This is a genomic window from Embleya sp. L77 (genome assembly GCF_055557415.1).
In genome coordinates this window covers 1744376-1757862 of the sequence record NZ_CM145710.1, presented here as the reverse complement: position 1 = coordinate 1757862, position 13487 = coordinate 1744376, and the positions used below count along the sequence as shown (strand labels likewise).

At 71.4% G+C, this 13487-nt stretch carries 11 protein-coding genes; 10 read left to right on the top strand and 1 reads right to left on the bottom strand.

The annotated features are described in order from the left end of the window. Positions 1 to 471: 471 nt before the first annotated feature. On the top strand, positions 472 to 1449 hold the full coding sequence (locus tag ACZOOI_RS37570) for a MerR family transcriptional regulator (protein ID WP_465284049.1): 978 nt from the start codon (positions 472 to 474) through the stop codon (positions 1447 to 1449). Positions 1450 to 1488: 39 nt separating this feature from the next. Here ACZOOI_RS37570 and ACZOOI_RS37565 read toward each other — a convergent pair whose 3' ends face one another. Continuing rightward, positions 1489 to 2130, bottom strand: coding sequence for an NAD(P)-dependent oxidoreductase (locus ACZOOI_RS37565; RefSeq protein WP_465284048.1), 642 nt, complete (start codon positions 2128 to 2130; stop codon positions 1489 to 1491). A 217-nt stretch (positions 2131 to 2347) separates the two neighbouring features. Here ACZOOI_RS37565 and ACZOOI_RS37560 point away from each other — a divergent pair, with 217 nt between their 5' ends. From ACZOOI_RS37560 to ACZOOI_RS37520, 9 genes are all read left to right on the top strand, one after another. Further along, on the top strand, positions 2348 to 2845 hold the full coding sequence (locus tag ACZOOI_RS37560) for a MarR family winged helix-turn-helix transcriptional regulator (protein WP_465284047.1): 498 nt from the start codon (positions 2348 to 2350) through the stop codon (positions 2843 to 2845). 104 nt (positions 2846 to 2949) lie between these two features. After that, the gene (locus ACZOOI_RS37555; protein WP_465284046.1) at positions 2950 to 3474 is read left to right on the top strand and encodes an SRPBCC family protein; all 525 of its coding nucleotides are present in this window, start codon (positions 2950 to 2952) and stop codon (positions 3472 to 3474) included. A gap of 298 nt (positions 3475 to 3772) precedes the next feature. Next, entirely contained in the window at positions 3773 to 4939 is a 1167-nt protein-coding gene (locus ACZOOI_RS37550; RefSeq protein ID WP_465284045.1) for a hypothetical protein, read from the top strand. A gap of 273 nt (positions 4940 to 5212) precedes the next feature. Further along, entirely contained in the window at positions 5213 to 5854 is a 642-nt protein-coding gene (locus ACZOOI_RS37545) for a DUF6461 domain-containing protein (RefSeq protein ID WP_465284044.1), read from the top strand. Between the two features lie 531 nt (positions 5855 to 6385). Next, positions 6386 to 7573, top strand: a complete 1188-nt coding sequence (locus ACZOOI_RS37540) for an ROK family transcriptional regulator (RefSeq protein ID WP_465284043.1) — start codon at positions 6386 to 6388, stop codon at positions 7571 to 7573. 434 nt (positions 7574 to 8007) lie between these two features. Continuing rightward, positions 8008 to 9564: an APC family permease gene (locus ACZOOI_RS37535; RefSeq protein ID WP_465284042.1), complete on the top strand. Its 1557-nt coding sequence runs from the start codon at positions 8008 to 8010 to the stop codon at positions 9562 to 9564. A 160-nt stretch (positions 9565 to 9724) separates the two neighbouring features. Further along, positions 9725 to 10936: an alanine racemase gene (locus ACZOOI_RS37530; protein ID WP_465284041.1), complete on the top strand. Its 1212-nt coding sequence runs from the start codon at positions 9725 to 9727 to the stop codon at positions 10934 to 10936. A gap of 75 nt (positions 10937 to 11011) precedes the next feature. Then, positions 11012 to 11995: an ROK family protein gene (locus ACZOOI_RS37525; protein ID WP_465284040.1), complete on the top strand. Its 984-nt coding sequence runs from the start codon at positions 11012 to 11014 to the stop codon at positions 11993 to 11995. Between the two features lie 357 nt (positions 11996 to 12352). Continuing rightward, positions 12353 to 13387 (top strand): SIS domain-containing protein, encoded by a 1035-nt coding sequence (locus ACZOOI_RS37520; protein ID WP_465284039.1) that lies wholly within the window; start codon positions 12353 to 12355, stop codon positions 13385 to 13387. Positions 13388 to 13487 lie beyond the last annotated feature (100 nt).

The window sequence follows — 13487 nt, the reverse complement described above, 5'->3', positions numbered from 1 at the left end:
TGGTGCCGCGCGGGCAAAGGCGGGGGCCCGGGAGGGGACGCGGCGCGCCGGGATGCCGGAAGTCCGGAAGGCCGGAAGGCCGGAAGGCCGGACCTATATTCGACGTATCGGGTACCAAGTGCCCTGAGGCACAAGGGGCTTGGCCGGCCTGCGCGCTGCGTGGATTCGATCCTGCCGTCGGACGGCAGGACCGGCGTGTCTTCGGCAGCCCGCAATTCGCACCGGCCCGGACGCGATCGGGGTGCCTCGGCACGGTGTGGGCCGGCCAAGGTGCCGACCACTGCGGGTGCGTTCAGGCCCGAGCGGGCCGTTCAGGCCCGCGATCGCAGACGCCGCGGCCGTAACGGTGACCGTCCGAAGGGCATGGATCTCCCGGCATGGAAGCCGGGCGGAGCGCCTGGAGTTGCACCTTCCGTAGCGGCATGTGGTCCGGTGGACTCACGTCCCGTCCCACTGAGGAAGGCCCTGTTCATGTATTCGTCCTTCATCCCGCCGCGCCGGGTCAAGATCGGTGACGCGGCGGCCTTCGTCGGCACCACACCGCGGGCGATCCGTCACTACCACGAGATCGGCCTGCTCCCCGAGCCCGAGCGGGGCAGTGACGACCGCCGCCGCTACGGCTACGAAGACATGATCCGGCTACTGTGGATCCGCAAGATGGCCGACGCCGGGATCGCCCTGGACGACATCCGTGACGCCTTCGCCGCCGACACCCATACGGCTTCCGCCGGTGCCGACGGCGACCACGGCATCGCGAGCATCCTGGAACGGCTGGAGGAATCCCTCGTCGCCCGGGAAGCGGAACTGCGGCGGCAACGGACTGCCGTGCAGCGCATGCGCACCGAAGGCAGCAGGATGGGCCTGCTTTCCGACTTCGTCACCAGCCGCCTCGAGAGCCTGCCCGAGGGCTCCCTGCGCCGGGCGGACCTGGACAGCCTGCTGGTCACCGAGCGGATCTTCGGCCCACTCGGTGCGGCCGTCCAGGCCACCCGTTTCATCGCCCTGGCCACCCACCCGGATCTGCGGGCGGACTCCGACCGTATTGATGCCGCCGAGGATGCACTCGATGACACGATCGCTGTCGATGACCCCCGTGTGGCCCAGGTGGCTGCCGAACGGCACGCCTTCGAAAAGGTGCTGCAAGCCGTCATCGAGGACTCCGGCCTGGCGCAGAGCGAGGATGCGCTCTTCGACTCCTGGGACGCTTTGCACCCCGCTACCGCTACCGCTACCGCTGGCGAGGGTGAGGACGAGGACGAGGGTGAGGACGAGGCCGGCCAAAGCTCCGGCAGGGGGCAAGACTCCATGAGCGCATTCGAAGCCATCGGCAAGATGCCCTACGACTTCTCCCCGGCCCGCCTGCGCTGCATGGAATTGGCCGAAGAACTCGCCGCCCAGGAGTCACCCGTGAGCACCGGCGTGGGCGCGGGCCGGAGGCACGGGGCCTGATCGGGCGGGACTCCACCGGGTTCGGCCGGCGTGCGACGGTCAGTATGCGACGGTGAAGCGGGTGCGGCGGTGGCGCGGTTGCTCCGCCTCGTCGATGAGGGCGACAGCGAGGTCCTCGACGGAGATGGCCGAGACGCCGTCGTTGTCGACGAGGAGTTCGTCGGTGCCCAGGCGGAAGGTACCGGTGCGGATGCCGGGCTCCAGGTTGGCCGGCGGGCTCAGGTAGGTCCAGTCGACGTCGGTGTCGGTTCGGAAGACGTCGAGCTGGGCATTGCAGGCCAGGGCGATGCCGCGCCACGCGGTGGGCACGAATCGCGGGTCGTCGACCACCAGGGTGTCGCCGGCGCCCGGCACGGTCAGGCTGCCCGCGCCGCCGACGGTCAGCAGGCGTACCCCCGTGCCGGCCAGTCCGGACAGCAGCGCCTGGGCGGTGTCGGCCAGCGCCCGTTCGTTGCCGTGCGCCGGGCGGGTGGCGCTGATCACCACGTCTCTGCCGGCACCGAGCGCGGCGACGTCCTCGATCCGGGCGGCGTCGCCGACCCGGGCCTCGGCTTCGGGATGCAACTCGGGGAAGCGGGCGGCGTCGCGGACCACGGCGGTGACCTCGTGGCCTCGGGACAGGGCCTCGGAGACGACTCGGCTGCCCACGCTTCCGGCTGCTCCGAACACGGTGATGCGCATGATGGTGTGCTCCTTCGGGATGGTCGATCGGTGGGTCGATCGATGGCTCGATCGATGGGTTGGGCGGCGGGTCGGCCGGCGGTTCGGGCGTGGTTCGGCCGGCGGCTCAACCGTGTGGTTGATTCCTTAGTGCTAAGGGAAAGATACCTCAACGCTAAGATAATTGGAAAGGGGCAGTCGACCCGGATCCGCGGATCGGCTCGGTTAACCTGACGCCGTGGCAGATCACGTCGACCTTGTGCTGGAGCAATGGGGTACGCAGCGCCCCGACCTGGACGCGTCGCCCATGGCGGTACTCGCCCGGCTGTCCCGCGCCGCGCGTCTGGCCGGCGCCGAACTTGCCCGGACGTTCGGCGAACACGGGCTCGACGCCTCGTCGTTCGACGTACTCGCCACGCTGCGCCGGCACCCGCCACCGCATCGGCTGAGCCCCACCGAACTGATGCGGGCCTCCATGGTCACCTCGGGCGCCATCACCCAGCGCCTGGATCGACTGGAGGCGCGCGGCCTGGTGTCCCGCACCACCAGCGCGTCGGACGGCCGCGGTGTCCTGGTTGCCCTCACCGACGAGGGCCGCGACCTGATCGACCGGGTGTTGCCGGCGCACCTGGCCACCGAACGCCGCGTGCTCGCCGCGCTCGGCGTCAAGCAGCGGGCCGCCCTCGCCGACGGGCTCCGCACGCTCCTGGAATCCCTGGGCGACGGCACGGACTGACGACCCGGTACGCCGAGCCCCGCGTGCGACCCCGCGCGGCCGTCCCGGGCGAGGCGTATACGGATCGCGAATGGAACGGTCCTCGAACGGATAGCAGTACGCGCATGGTTCTTCACACGCGTTCCGTGCAGGTCGCAGCGTCCACCGACCGGGTGTACATGCTCTTGTCCGACATGGACAAGCTTCCCGAATACTTCCCTCCGGTGACCGCCGTACGGGCCACCGCGGGCCGCGCGGTGGTGGTGACCGCCGGCGAGGCGGCGCATTCCGTCGCGGCCGAGGTCGACCTGGATCGGGACGGTCCCGGCACCCGGATCGAATGGATCGTGCGCGGTACGCCGTACACCGGCGTCGTGATCGTCCAGGACGGCCCGAGCGACGTGGACAGCATCGTGACCGTCATGGTCGACGACGGCCAGGACCCGCTCGACCTCGGCGCGGTCGAACGCGAGCGCCTCCACGACGCGCGCCAGTTCGGCGGCAAGAAGGGCCGCGAGGCACTGCCCGTGGACGCGCTCACCCGCCACCGCCAGGCCGGCACGGACGCCGACCTGGCCATCGGCGACATCCTCGAACGTGGCCTCGACCACCTCCGCGCCTACGTCGAGACCGGTCGACGACAGGTCTGAAGCCGACCCACGCGCACCCCGACCGACCCGGCTCGCTCCGGTCGTCGCTCGGGGCGCGTTCGTGTTCGGCCCGGCCGGCGGTCGGACCGGCCGGCCGGCGGACCGGATCTGCCGGGCGGGGGCCCGGGTGCGGTGCCGAACTCCTTTGGTGCGCGGGGTGGTTGGCCGCCGGCGCGCGGGGCGGCTCGTGCATCCGAAGTTCTTTCGGTCAATCGGGCAAATCCGCTCATCCCGCTCCGTCGATGCGAGTAGGTTCCGACCAGGAACTCCCGCACGGCGATGCGAGGAAGGACCGGCGATGCCGCTCAACGCCTCCAGCACCTGTACGACCTGCGATCGTGCCCTGGTCGAGGACTTCGGTGTGGACTCCCGCTCGGTGTTCGAATGCCGGATCTGCACGGACGTGTTCTTCCACGAGACATGCACCTCGACCTGTCCCCGATGCGGGACCGACGAGGTGCGAAGGATCTCCGACCGCGTTCTCGTGTTGCGCGAAAGGCAATCCAAGGAGCAGAAGAAGGAGTCGACCACAACCGGCACCAAGACCAAGACCAAGACCGGCCCCGGAAGCGGAACCGCAACCGGACCCGGAAGCGGACCCCCAACCGGGGCGCGAGGGCTCACGACCGCGGAGAAGGAACTCCTGCTCGCACAGGCGGATCCATTGCCTCTCCCGCCCGACGAAGGCGACCTCGGATTCGAGCTCGGGACCGTGGACATCGTGGACACCGCAGACGAGTTCGGTGCTTTCGATCGCAGTTTCCGCTGGGTGCCGCCCGCGCAGGCGACCGGGTACATCGTCCAGCGGATCGACCGCTCCGAGCGGGTCAACCTGGACGACGGCCGGGCCGACACCTCGTTGAGTTCAACGGCGCGGTATTGGGAGGCGTGGCCCGTGGTCGACGGCCTGGTCCGGGCGGCGAACGGGACGACCGTCCTGGCCGGCGGCGCGCACGACTCGTGGGTGGCCCGCGATCTCCCGGAGTGCCGCGGCCGGCACGGGCGCTGGGAAATCACCGGGACCGTGTACTGGCTTCCGGAGGGAACTCCGCTGCCTGCCTCCTTCCGAGTCGGCGGAGTCCGCGCCGCGTCGGATTTCCTTCTCGCGACCGACGAGGATCCGCAACTGACCGACGAATCCCTGATGGTGCACTCGCGCTCGAAGTCCTGGGACGCGCGCACGGTGGCCGCCGCGTGCGAACTACTGGCCAGGTGGGAGGCCGACACCGTCCTCACCGACGGCGTCGCGGAGACCGAGCGCACCCTGATTCGGGACTACCGATTCGCCCCCGCGATCGCCCGCGCGGCGATTCGGTGGGGCCAATCGCAGGGGTACACCTTCGAACCCGAGGTCTCCACGGACGACGAGGACGAGCCCCACCCCGGCCCCGAAGGCGACCCCGAGTCGAGCCGGCCGACAACAAACACGTCCGGGACGAAGACCGACAGCGACCCGAACGGCTGACCGACCACCCAACCGAACAACTCCGCCCCAGCCGCACCCGCCCCATCGTGCTCACCACGCTTGCGCTCGCCATGCCGAGCTCGCCGAGCCGCGGTCGTACTGCCCGCGATCGTCGTACTCACCGCGCTGGTTGGCTGTATTGATGGGCGGGACGGCAGCGCTGTCCTCACGTTCGGGAGGCGTTGAGGTGGCCTTGCAGTCGGAGTGGTCACGGGTTTTGGAGGCGCCGAGTTGCGCTCGAGGATGCCGTCGCCGGTGTCGGTGCCGTGATGGATGATCACCGTCATGGTTGCGACGAGTGCCGAGTACGTGTGGTTCGAAAAGCTGTTCCCCGAGCTTGCCGAGGCATGCTGCATCACGCTCGTCGAAGGGATCGGCCCCGACGAGCTGATCGAACGGCTCGACGGTGCCAGGTTGCCCGCGCTGACCGGGGCCGCGGCGATCACCGACGCCGCGTTCGCGCTGTTGGAGCATTCGAACGACCGGCAGCAACTGCTTGCCATGGCCCGTTTGGGAGCGTGGACGCTGTTGATCGAACCGAACGGCTATTTGGGTGTTACCGAGGACAGGGTTCTGCCGGCCTCGGCGGGGACACGCTGGGTTTCCCACTTCGTGAACATCAACGGCGTCGACTCGTTCCTGTGGGCTGACAACGGTGACCTTCGGTTGGCCTTCGAGCCGACGTTCCCCGAGTCGCGGTGGGGCAGTGAGCCGGACCGGCATCTCGATGCGATGCGCGCGGCAGGCTTCGACTTCGAGCCCGACCCTCCGGATGACCATGTCCCCGCCCGGGCATGTTTCGCTTTCGCCGAGCATCTCACCGGCGTGGTTCCGACGGCCGATGTCTTCCAGGGCACCCTGTTCCAGTGCGGCAGGGCGCCGATTCGTCAGGACCGCGCGTTGCGGTGGTCGTAGGCGCCACCGACGGCAGTGGCCGCGTCCGGCGGCAGGTGGTTCGGCCGCCGCTCGGTCGGGAGCGCCACCGTCCCCGGCAGCGCCACCGTCCCCGGCTCCGTCCGGGCGGGCGGGCAGTCCGGGTTCGTGGTCGGCCTGCACGGCCTCGCGGGCATCCACCGCGACCGCGACCGCGTCCACCACCGCGCCCCGCCGGCCGCCCCGGCCCGGTCCGCACCCGGCCCTGTTTGGGGCCCGCCCTGTTCCGCCGGCTGCCCGGTCGCGCCGCGTCGGCAGCCCAGCCGGCCCCTCCGCCCCGCCGCCCCGAACCCCGGCGCCGGGGCCCGCACTGTTTCGCCGGCCTGCCGCCCCGCCGGCTCGCGGGTCCCGGCCCCCCGCCAGCCGTTTCGCCGGCCCCCGGCCCGCCCCGGGTTGCACGCGCCGTCCCCATAGCGGTTCTCCGCTCAGGGGGTTTTGACGGAGTCTTGACACCACTTCTCGGGGGGCTTAATTTTCTCTCACTCTGAAATATTTTCACTCTGAGAGGTGAACATGGCGGAGACGGCCGATGCCCGGTGGGCCAACCGCTCCAGCCTGCTTGCGGTGTTGTTGGCCGGTGGGCAGCACAGTAGGGCGGGGCTCACCCAGCAGACCGGGCTCAGTGCGGCCACCGTTTCGCGGGTGGTGGAGGGGCTGCTCGACGAGGGCCTGGTTCGAGAGGGCGCCGCGCTCCAGACCGGGCGGCGGGGGCGGCAGGGCGTGGTGATCGAGGTGGCCGCCGAGCGCGGAGTCGCGGTCGGCGTCGATCTGGGCGGTACCACCTGCCGGTTCCTGGCCACCGACCTGCTGGGCCACGCGCCGCGCTACCGCGAGGAGCCCACGCCCCGACACCTGGCGGCCGACGACCTCGCGGACTGGCTCGCCGAACGGGTCCGCGCGCTGTACGCCGACTCGGCCGCGCCCGATGTGCTGCGTGCGGGCGTGATAGGTCTGCCCGGCGCGGTGGCGGCCGACGGGTTGGGCGTGCGTGGCGCGACCAACCTCCCGCAGATCGAGGGCGACCTGTTCACCCGCCGGGTGCGCCGCGCGCTGGAGGGCACCGTCGCCTTCGGCAACGACGCCGATCTGGCCCTGGAGGGCGAGTTGCGGCACGGCGCCGCCCGTACCGCCGACACCGCCGTGATGTTCACCGTCGGCGCGGGCTTCGGCGCCGGGGTGGCCGTGGACCGGCACATGCGGGGCGGACCGAGCGGTCTGGTCGGCGAGTTCGGCTTCCTGCCGGTGGACTCCGACGACCGGACCGTGGAGGAACTGGTGGGCGCCGAGGGCCTGATGCGGGCCGCCCGTGAGGCCGGCCTGGACGTGGCCACCGCCGCCGACCTGTTCGTCGACTCCTCGCCCGGGGCCCGTGCCGTGATCGATCGGTTCGAGCGTGCGCTCGGCGTGGCGTTGATCGCGGTGACGATCGCGTACGAACCCGAACTCGTCGTCCTCGGCGGCCGGGTCTCGGCCTCGATCGACGCGGCGATGACCACTCGCCTGCGTGAACGGGTACGCCGACGATTGCCCGCGTGCCCCGAGCTCGTGCACTCCGAACTGGCCGATCTCGCGGGCGCGCTGGGCGCGGTCTCGCGCGGACTGACCGCACTGCGGGTCCGCTTCGATGTCGCGGCGGACGCGGCGGCAGCGGTCCGGGCCGACCTGGAACTGTCCGCGCTGCTCACCCCGAGCGCCCGCTGACCACTCATCCCCGCCGACCATCCATCCGAGCTGACGGCTCATCCCCGCTGACAGCTCACCCCTGCTGACAGCTCACCCCCGCTGACGGCCACCCGCCACCTCCGGGCAGCGGAACGAACCGCGGCGACCGACCCCATGAGACGAACCGCGAGGACCGCGAAGCGCACCGTGACGAACCACGGGAAGCGCACAGTGACCACTCCGCGAAGCGCACCGTGACGACCCACGGGAAGCACACCGCGACGACGCACCGCGACGACGCACCGCGACGACCCCGCGAAGCGCACCGCAGCCGTCCACCACCCCCGACCCGGCCGGCCACGCGTACCGACGCAGCCGACCGGCCCCGACGCAGATCGCGCCGCCCTGCCGCGCGGCGGCCCGCGCACCTCAGGGGTCCGTCCCACCCCACCGAACCGCCTGGAGTACCACCGATGTCCACCCCACTGCCGTCGAAGGGCGGGTCCCTCCGCCGGAACACGTTGTCCGTGTTCGGTGCCGTCGCCATGTGCATGGCCTTCATGGGCCCCGCCACCAGCGTCGCGTTCAACACGCCGCCCGCCGCGGCGGGAGCCGGGTACGCGCTGCCCCTGGCCATCGTGCTCGCCATGGTGGCCAGCCTCCTGGTCGCCAACACGATCGCCGCGTTCGCCCGCAAGCTGCCGGCCGCCGGCTTCGCCTACACCTACAACAGCCACGGCTTCGGCAAGTCCGGCGGCTTTCTCTCCGGGTGGCTGCTGCTGCTCACCTACGGCATGGTCGGCCCGATGTTGTTCGCCGCGCTCGGCGGTTACAGCCACGACTTCCTGGACAGCCAGTTCGACGTCCGGGTGCCGTGGCAGGTGATGTCGTTGGCGTTCGCTGCCGTGGTGTGGGGCGTCAACTCGCTCGGCGTGTCCAGTTCGGCCAAGACCGCGTTGATCTTCCTGGTCCTGGAGGTCGGCGTACTGCTCGGCCTGGCCGGGGTGATCCTCGGCGACGGGGGCGACTCCGGCCTGTCGGTGGCGCCGTTCGACCCGACCCATTCGATCGACGGCTTCAGCGGCCTGGGCACCGGCATGTTGTGGGGCATCCTGATGTTCATCGGCTTCGAGTCGGTGGCCACCCTGGGTGAGGAGGCGCGCGGCGCCAAGCGCAGCATCCCGCTCGCGCTGTTCACCGCCGTCGCGGTGATCGGCACGTTCTATGTGTTGATGGCCTACTCGACCTCGATCGGCTTCGGCTCCGCGCACGGCTCCCAACTCGCCGAGGACGCCGCGCCGTTGACCACCCTGGTGGACCGCTACTGGGGCGTCACCTGGATCCTCGCGCTGACCGTGATCGTCAGTCAGTTCGCCAACGTCGTCTCCGGCTCGAACGCCGCCGTGCGGGTGCTGTTCTCGATGGGCCGCGAGGGAGTGCTTCCGCGCTTCCTGGGCCGGACCAACGAACGGCACGTGCCGCAGTCGGCGATCACCGCCTACCTGGGCTTCTCGCTCGTCTTCGCGCTGGTGCTGGGCAGCGGCTTCGGCGGCGACCTGGGTCCGCTGGGCGTGTACGGGTTCGCGGGCACCATCCTCGGGCTGGGCATGGTGATCATCTACATCCTGATGAGCATCGCGGTGATCCGCTTCTACCTGCGCGAGCACCGCGGCGAGTTCTCCATGCTGCGGCACGGGATCCTGCCCGGCGCGACCGTGCTGCTGATGTTGCTGCCGATATACGGCCAGCTGTGGCCGGTGCCCGATCACCCGAACAACCTCGTGCCGTACGTGATCGTCGGCTGGATGCTGCTCGGCACCGCGTACCTGGTCTGGGCGCACCGCTCGCGTCCGCAGGTGCTGGCCGCGATGGGTCGCGTGTTCGAGGACGAACCGGGCGCGGACGAACCGGGCGCGGACGACGCGGGCGCGGACGACGCGGGCGCGGACGACGCGGGCGCGGACGACGCGGGCGCGGCGGCTGCGGAATCGGGGGAGGGGGCGATACCCATGCCGCTCGGCCGGACCTGACCCACGCCGGCAACGCCGGCCGAGGTCCCGGCCCCGCCGCCGGCCTCCCGGGATTCGCGCGCCGGCCGACGCCTCCGTCCGCTCGCTCGGCCCGGCCGCATCACCCGCCCTGTCCGCCCCGTCCCCCGCCCCGTCCGCTCGTCTCAAGGAGAGCCTCGCGATGTTCCTCGACCGACTCCTCGCCCACAATCGCCCGTTGATCGAGGCCGTCGTGACGGCACATCAGGAGGGCCGCCTGCTTGCGAATACGTACGTGGCGGACCTGGACACGGTCGCCCGCAACGCCGCCACGATCGCAGAGGCCGCGCGCTCGCGGGGGTTGTCCACGTACGTCATGGCCAAGCAGTACGGGCGCAATCCCGACGTCACCCGCACCGCGATCGACGCCGGGCTCGGTCCGGTGGTCGCGGTGGACACCGCCTGCGTGTCGGCCGCGGTCCGGCACGGCCTGCCGGTCGGGCACGTCGGGCACCTGGTGCAGCCGCATCGGGGCAGCGAGGACTTCGTGGTCGGCGCCGACCCCGAGGTGGTCACCGTCTTCTCGGTGGACGCGGCGCGGCGAATCGGCGCGACGGCGGTACGGCGCGGCGGCGCGCCCGTGTCGGTGCTGCTGCGCGTGCACGATGCCGGGGACCGGTTCTACTTCGGCCACGGCGGCGGCTTCCCGGCCGCCGACGTGGTGGCTGCGGCGCGCGAGGTCGATGCGCTGGAGGGCGTCGCGGTGCACGGCGTGACCACGTTTCCGTGCCTGCTCGCGGATCCGGAGCAGCGACGGATCGTGGCGACGCCCAACCTGGCCACGGTCGTTGCGGCGACGGAGCGGCTGCGGGCGGCCGGATTCGACATCCGTCAGGTGAACGCGCCCGGGACCACGTCCGCGCGTTCGCTGAGGATCGCCGCGGACGCGGGTGCCACGCATGTCGAGCCGGGCAACGCGATCCACGGGACGACTCCGCTGCACGTGTTCTCCGAGGAAGCGCCGGAGCAGCCCGCGATCGTGTACGTGACCGAGGTGTCGCACGTGGACGGGGACGACGCGTACGCGTTCGCCGCCGGGCACTACGTGGACAAGGTTCTGGGCGACTTCCGACTCACCGCGCTGGTGGGCCGGGACGCGGCGACCGCGGTCGAGCGGCAGGTGCAGGTCGATACCGCTCCGGACGGGGCGATCCACTACTACACGGTGCTTCGGGACGCGCGCCGGCTGGGGATTCGGCCGGGTGACACGGTGGTGATGTGCTTCCGGCCGCAGGCGTTCGTGACGCGCGGGCGCACGCAATCGGTGGCCGGGCTGCATGGGACCGATACGGGTGCGGTGGTGTGGGGCGAACGGTACGACGCGGAGGCGCGGGTGGTGGGTGATCCGTCCTGACCGGGCCGATCCGACGGCCGCCGTCTCCCTTGCCCGTGCCCTTCGTGCTTGCCCGACTCGAGGATTGTGACGATCGTGTTCGACTCCGCCGACCTGGTCGACCCGCCGCTGCCGCGCGACTCCCTCGGGATAGTCGCGCTCGACATCGGCGGGACCAAGACGGCCATGGCCGCCATCGATGCGACCGGCACGGTGCTCGCGCAACGACGGGTCGCCACCCGCGAGCCGGGCGAGGACATGGCGCATGCGCTGGATCGACTGCTGCGGTTGGCCCGGGAGCAGGTTGCGGCGGTGACCGGGGACGGGCGGCGCGAGATCGTGGCGGTGGGCCTGGTCTGTCCCGGCACGGTGACCTCGGCCGGGGTGGAGTTGTCGCCGAACCTGCCCGGGATCGAGAACGTGGACGTCCTCGGCCTGGCGCGGCAGGCGTTCGGGGCGGTTCCGGTGGTGGTGGCCAACGACGTCAAGGCGGCGGGGCTGGCCGAGTTGCGCTCGGGCGCGCTGGTGACGGCCGATCCGGGGTTGTTCGTCAATCTGGGTACGGGAGTTGCCGCCGCGCTCACGGTCGGCGGCCGGGTCGTGGGCGGCGGGCGGGGCGTGGCCGGCGAGATCGGGTATTCGCTGGTGCCGGGTCGGCCGGACGAACCGGACCTGGAATCGTTGATCGGCGGCGGCCCGCTCGTGGCCCGTACGCAGTCCCTGTACGCACTTGCCGGCAACGGCCTGCCGCCGGATGCGGCGGCGATTTTGACCTCCGCCGACCCGCGCCTGCGGGCGGTCGCCGAGCATGCCCTCGACGTGCTGGCGGGCCATGTCCTCAACCTGTATCTGGCGCTGGATCCGATGCGGATCGCCTTGGGCGGTGGGCTGATGGCCGTGTCCGAGCGGGTGCTCGACGTGCTGCGGGGTTTCCTGGCGAAGCACGCTCCGGGCCCGGTCGATCCGGGGGAGGTGATCGTGGCGGCCCGCTACATCCACGACGGGGCGCTGCGGGGTGCTGCCGCGCTTGCGTGGGACGTGGCGGGGGGTGAGCGGCCGGGGTGGGCTTTGGTGACGTGATGGTGGGAGGCCGTTTGGGGGTGGGGGTGGGGGTGGGGTGGGGTGGGGTGAGCGTTGGGGTGGGGGTGGGAGTGGGTTCCGGTTTGGGTTCGGGGTCTGGTTCGGGTGCGGTCCGGGTTTGGTGCTCGTCCGCTCCGCGGCCGGGGTTTCGGGGCGCTTCGCGCTTGGTGCTCGGCGCGCTACGCGGCCGGGGTTTGGTGCGCTCGGTGCTTGGTGTTCGCCCGCTGCGCGAATCGGGGGCTTCCGGGGTGGTGGGCGGGGGTCGTCCGCTCCGCGGTCGGGTGTGGCGGGGGCGGGTTTCGCGGTTTGGTTTTCGGTCCTGGTTCGACATCGATCGATGGGATGAATATGACGAACATGGCTTCTTCTGCCCTTCCCGCTCCCGGTGCCGTGATGGCCGCCGAGATGGCCGAACAGCCGGATGTGCTGCGGCGGTTGGTGGGTCGACTGCCCGAACTGGCCTCGGCGATTCGGGGGGCGCTGCCGGTGCCGTTGCACGGGTCGGTGTTGATTGCGCGTGGGTCCTCGGACAATGCGGCGATGTTCGGGCGCTACCTGTACGAGTTGGCTTCCGGGCGGCCGGCCGGTCTGGCCGCGCCCAGCCTGGTGACCAGGTACGACGCGCACACCGACTACACCGGTTACCTGGTCACCGCGTTGAGCCAGTCGGGGCGTACGCCCGAGATCGTCACGGCGGTGCGGGCCGCGCGGGAGCGGGGTGCTCGGGTGGTGGCGGTCACCAATGAGGCGGACAGCGTGCTTGCGGCGGAGGCGCATGTGCTTGCCGCGACCGACGCGGGTACGGAGATCGCGGTGCCGGCCACGAAGACGGTTACGGCGCAGCTTGTGGCCATGGTCGGTATCGCGCTTGCGCTCGGCCCGTTGCCGCCGGCGGTTGCGGATTTGACGGATCTGGCCGGGCTTCCGGATGCGGTGGGCCGGGTGTTGGCCGGTGCCGATGCGTGTGAGGCGTTGGCTGCGGACTGGGCGCACCATGATCGCCTGGTGGTGGCCGGGCGAGGGCTCGGAGGTGCGGTGGCGTTGGAGGGTGCGCTCAAGATCCGGGAGACGTCGGGGGTGTTCGCCGAGGGCATCTCGGTCGCCGATCTGCTGCACGGGCCGATCGCCGCGCTGGGCGATCGGGTGCCGGTGCTGCTGATCGACCTGGGCGGCCCGACCGCACCGGACATCGCCGCCCTGCGCGAGCGGCTGGTCGCCGACGGCATACCGCACGCGATGGTGGCGCCCGAACTGGGCGACCTGCGTACGGAATCCGCCCGCGCGATCGCCACCACCGTGCATCTGCAGGCCCTCGCCCGCGCCTTCGCCCTGCACCGCGGCGCCAATCCGGACGCCCCGATCGGCCTGGCCAAGGTCACCCCGACCACCTGATCGTTCGAGCGCCCCGCCCGGGTCGTGGCCGGCGTTTCGACGCCGGCCACGACAGGGGTCCGCCGGCCGGCACCGGGTGTTCCGGTGGGCGGAGCCGAGC

Coding starts and splice junctions, on each gene's coding strand:
- ACZOOI_RS37565 (WP_465284048.1), bottom strand. CDS start 2,130: ATGCGCATCACCGTGTTCGGAGCAGCCGGAAGCGTGGGCAGCCGAGTC.
- ACZOOI_RS37545 (WP_465284044.1), top strand. CDS start 5,213: ATGATCACCGTCATGGTTGCGACGAGTGCCGAGTACGTGTGGTTCGAA.
- ACZOOI_RS37535 (WP_465284042.1), top strand. CDS start 8,008: ATGTCCACCCCACTGCCGTCGAAGGGCGGGTCCCTCCGCCGGAACACG.
- ACZOOI_RS37550 (WP_465284045.1), top strand. CDS start 3,773: ATGCCGCTCAACGCCTCCAGCACCTGTACGACCTGCGATCGTGCCCTG.
- ACZOOI_RS37555 (WP_465284046.1), top strand. CDS start 2,950: ATGGTTCTTCACACGCGTTCCGTGCAGGTCGCAGCGTCCACCGACCGG.
- ACZOOI_RS37540 (WP_465284043.1), top strand. CDS start 6,386: ATGGCGGAGACGGCCGATGCCCGGTGGGCCAACCGCTCCAGCCTGCTT.
- ACZOOI_RS37530 (WP_465284041.1), top strand. CDS start 9,725: ATGTTCCTCGACCGACTCCTCGCCCACAATCGCCCGTTGATCGAGGCC.
- ACZOOI_RS37570 (WP_465284049.1), top strand. CDS start 472: ATGTATTCGTCCTTCATCCCGCCGCGCCGGGTCAAGATCGGTGACGCG.
- ACZOOI_RS37520 (WP_465284039.1), top strand. CDS start 12,353: ATGGCTTCTTCTGCCCTTCCCGCTCCCGGTGCCGTGATGGCCGCCGAG.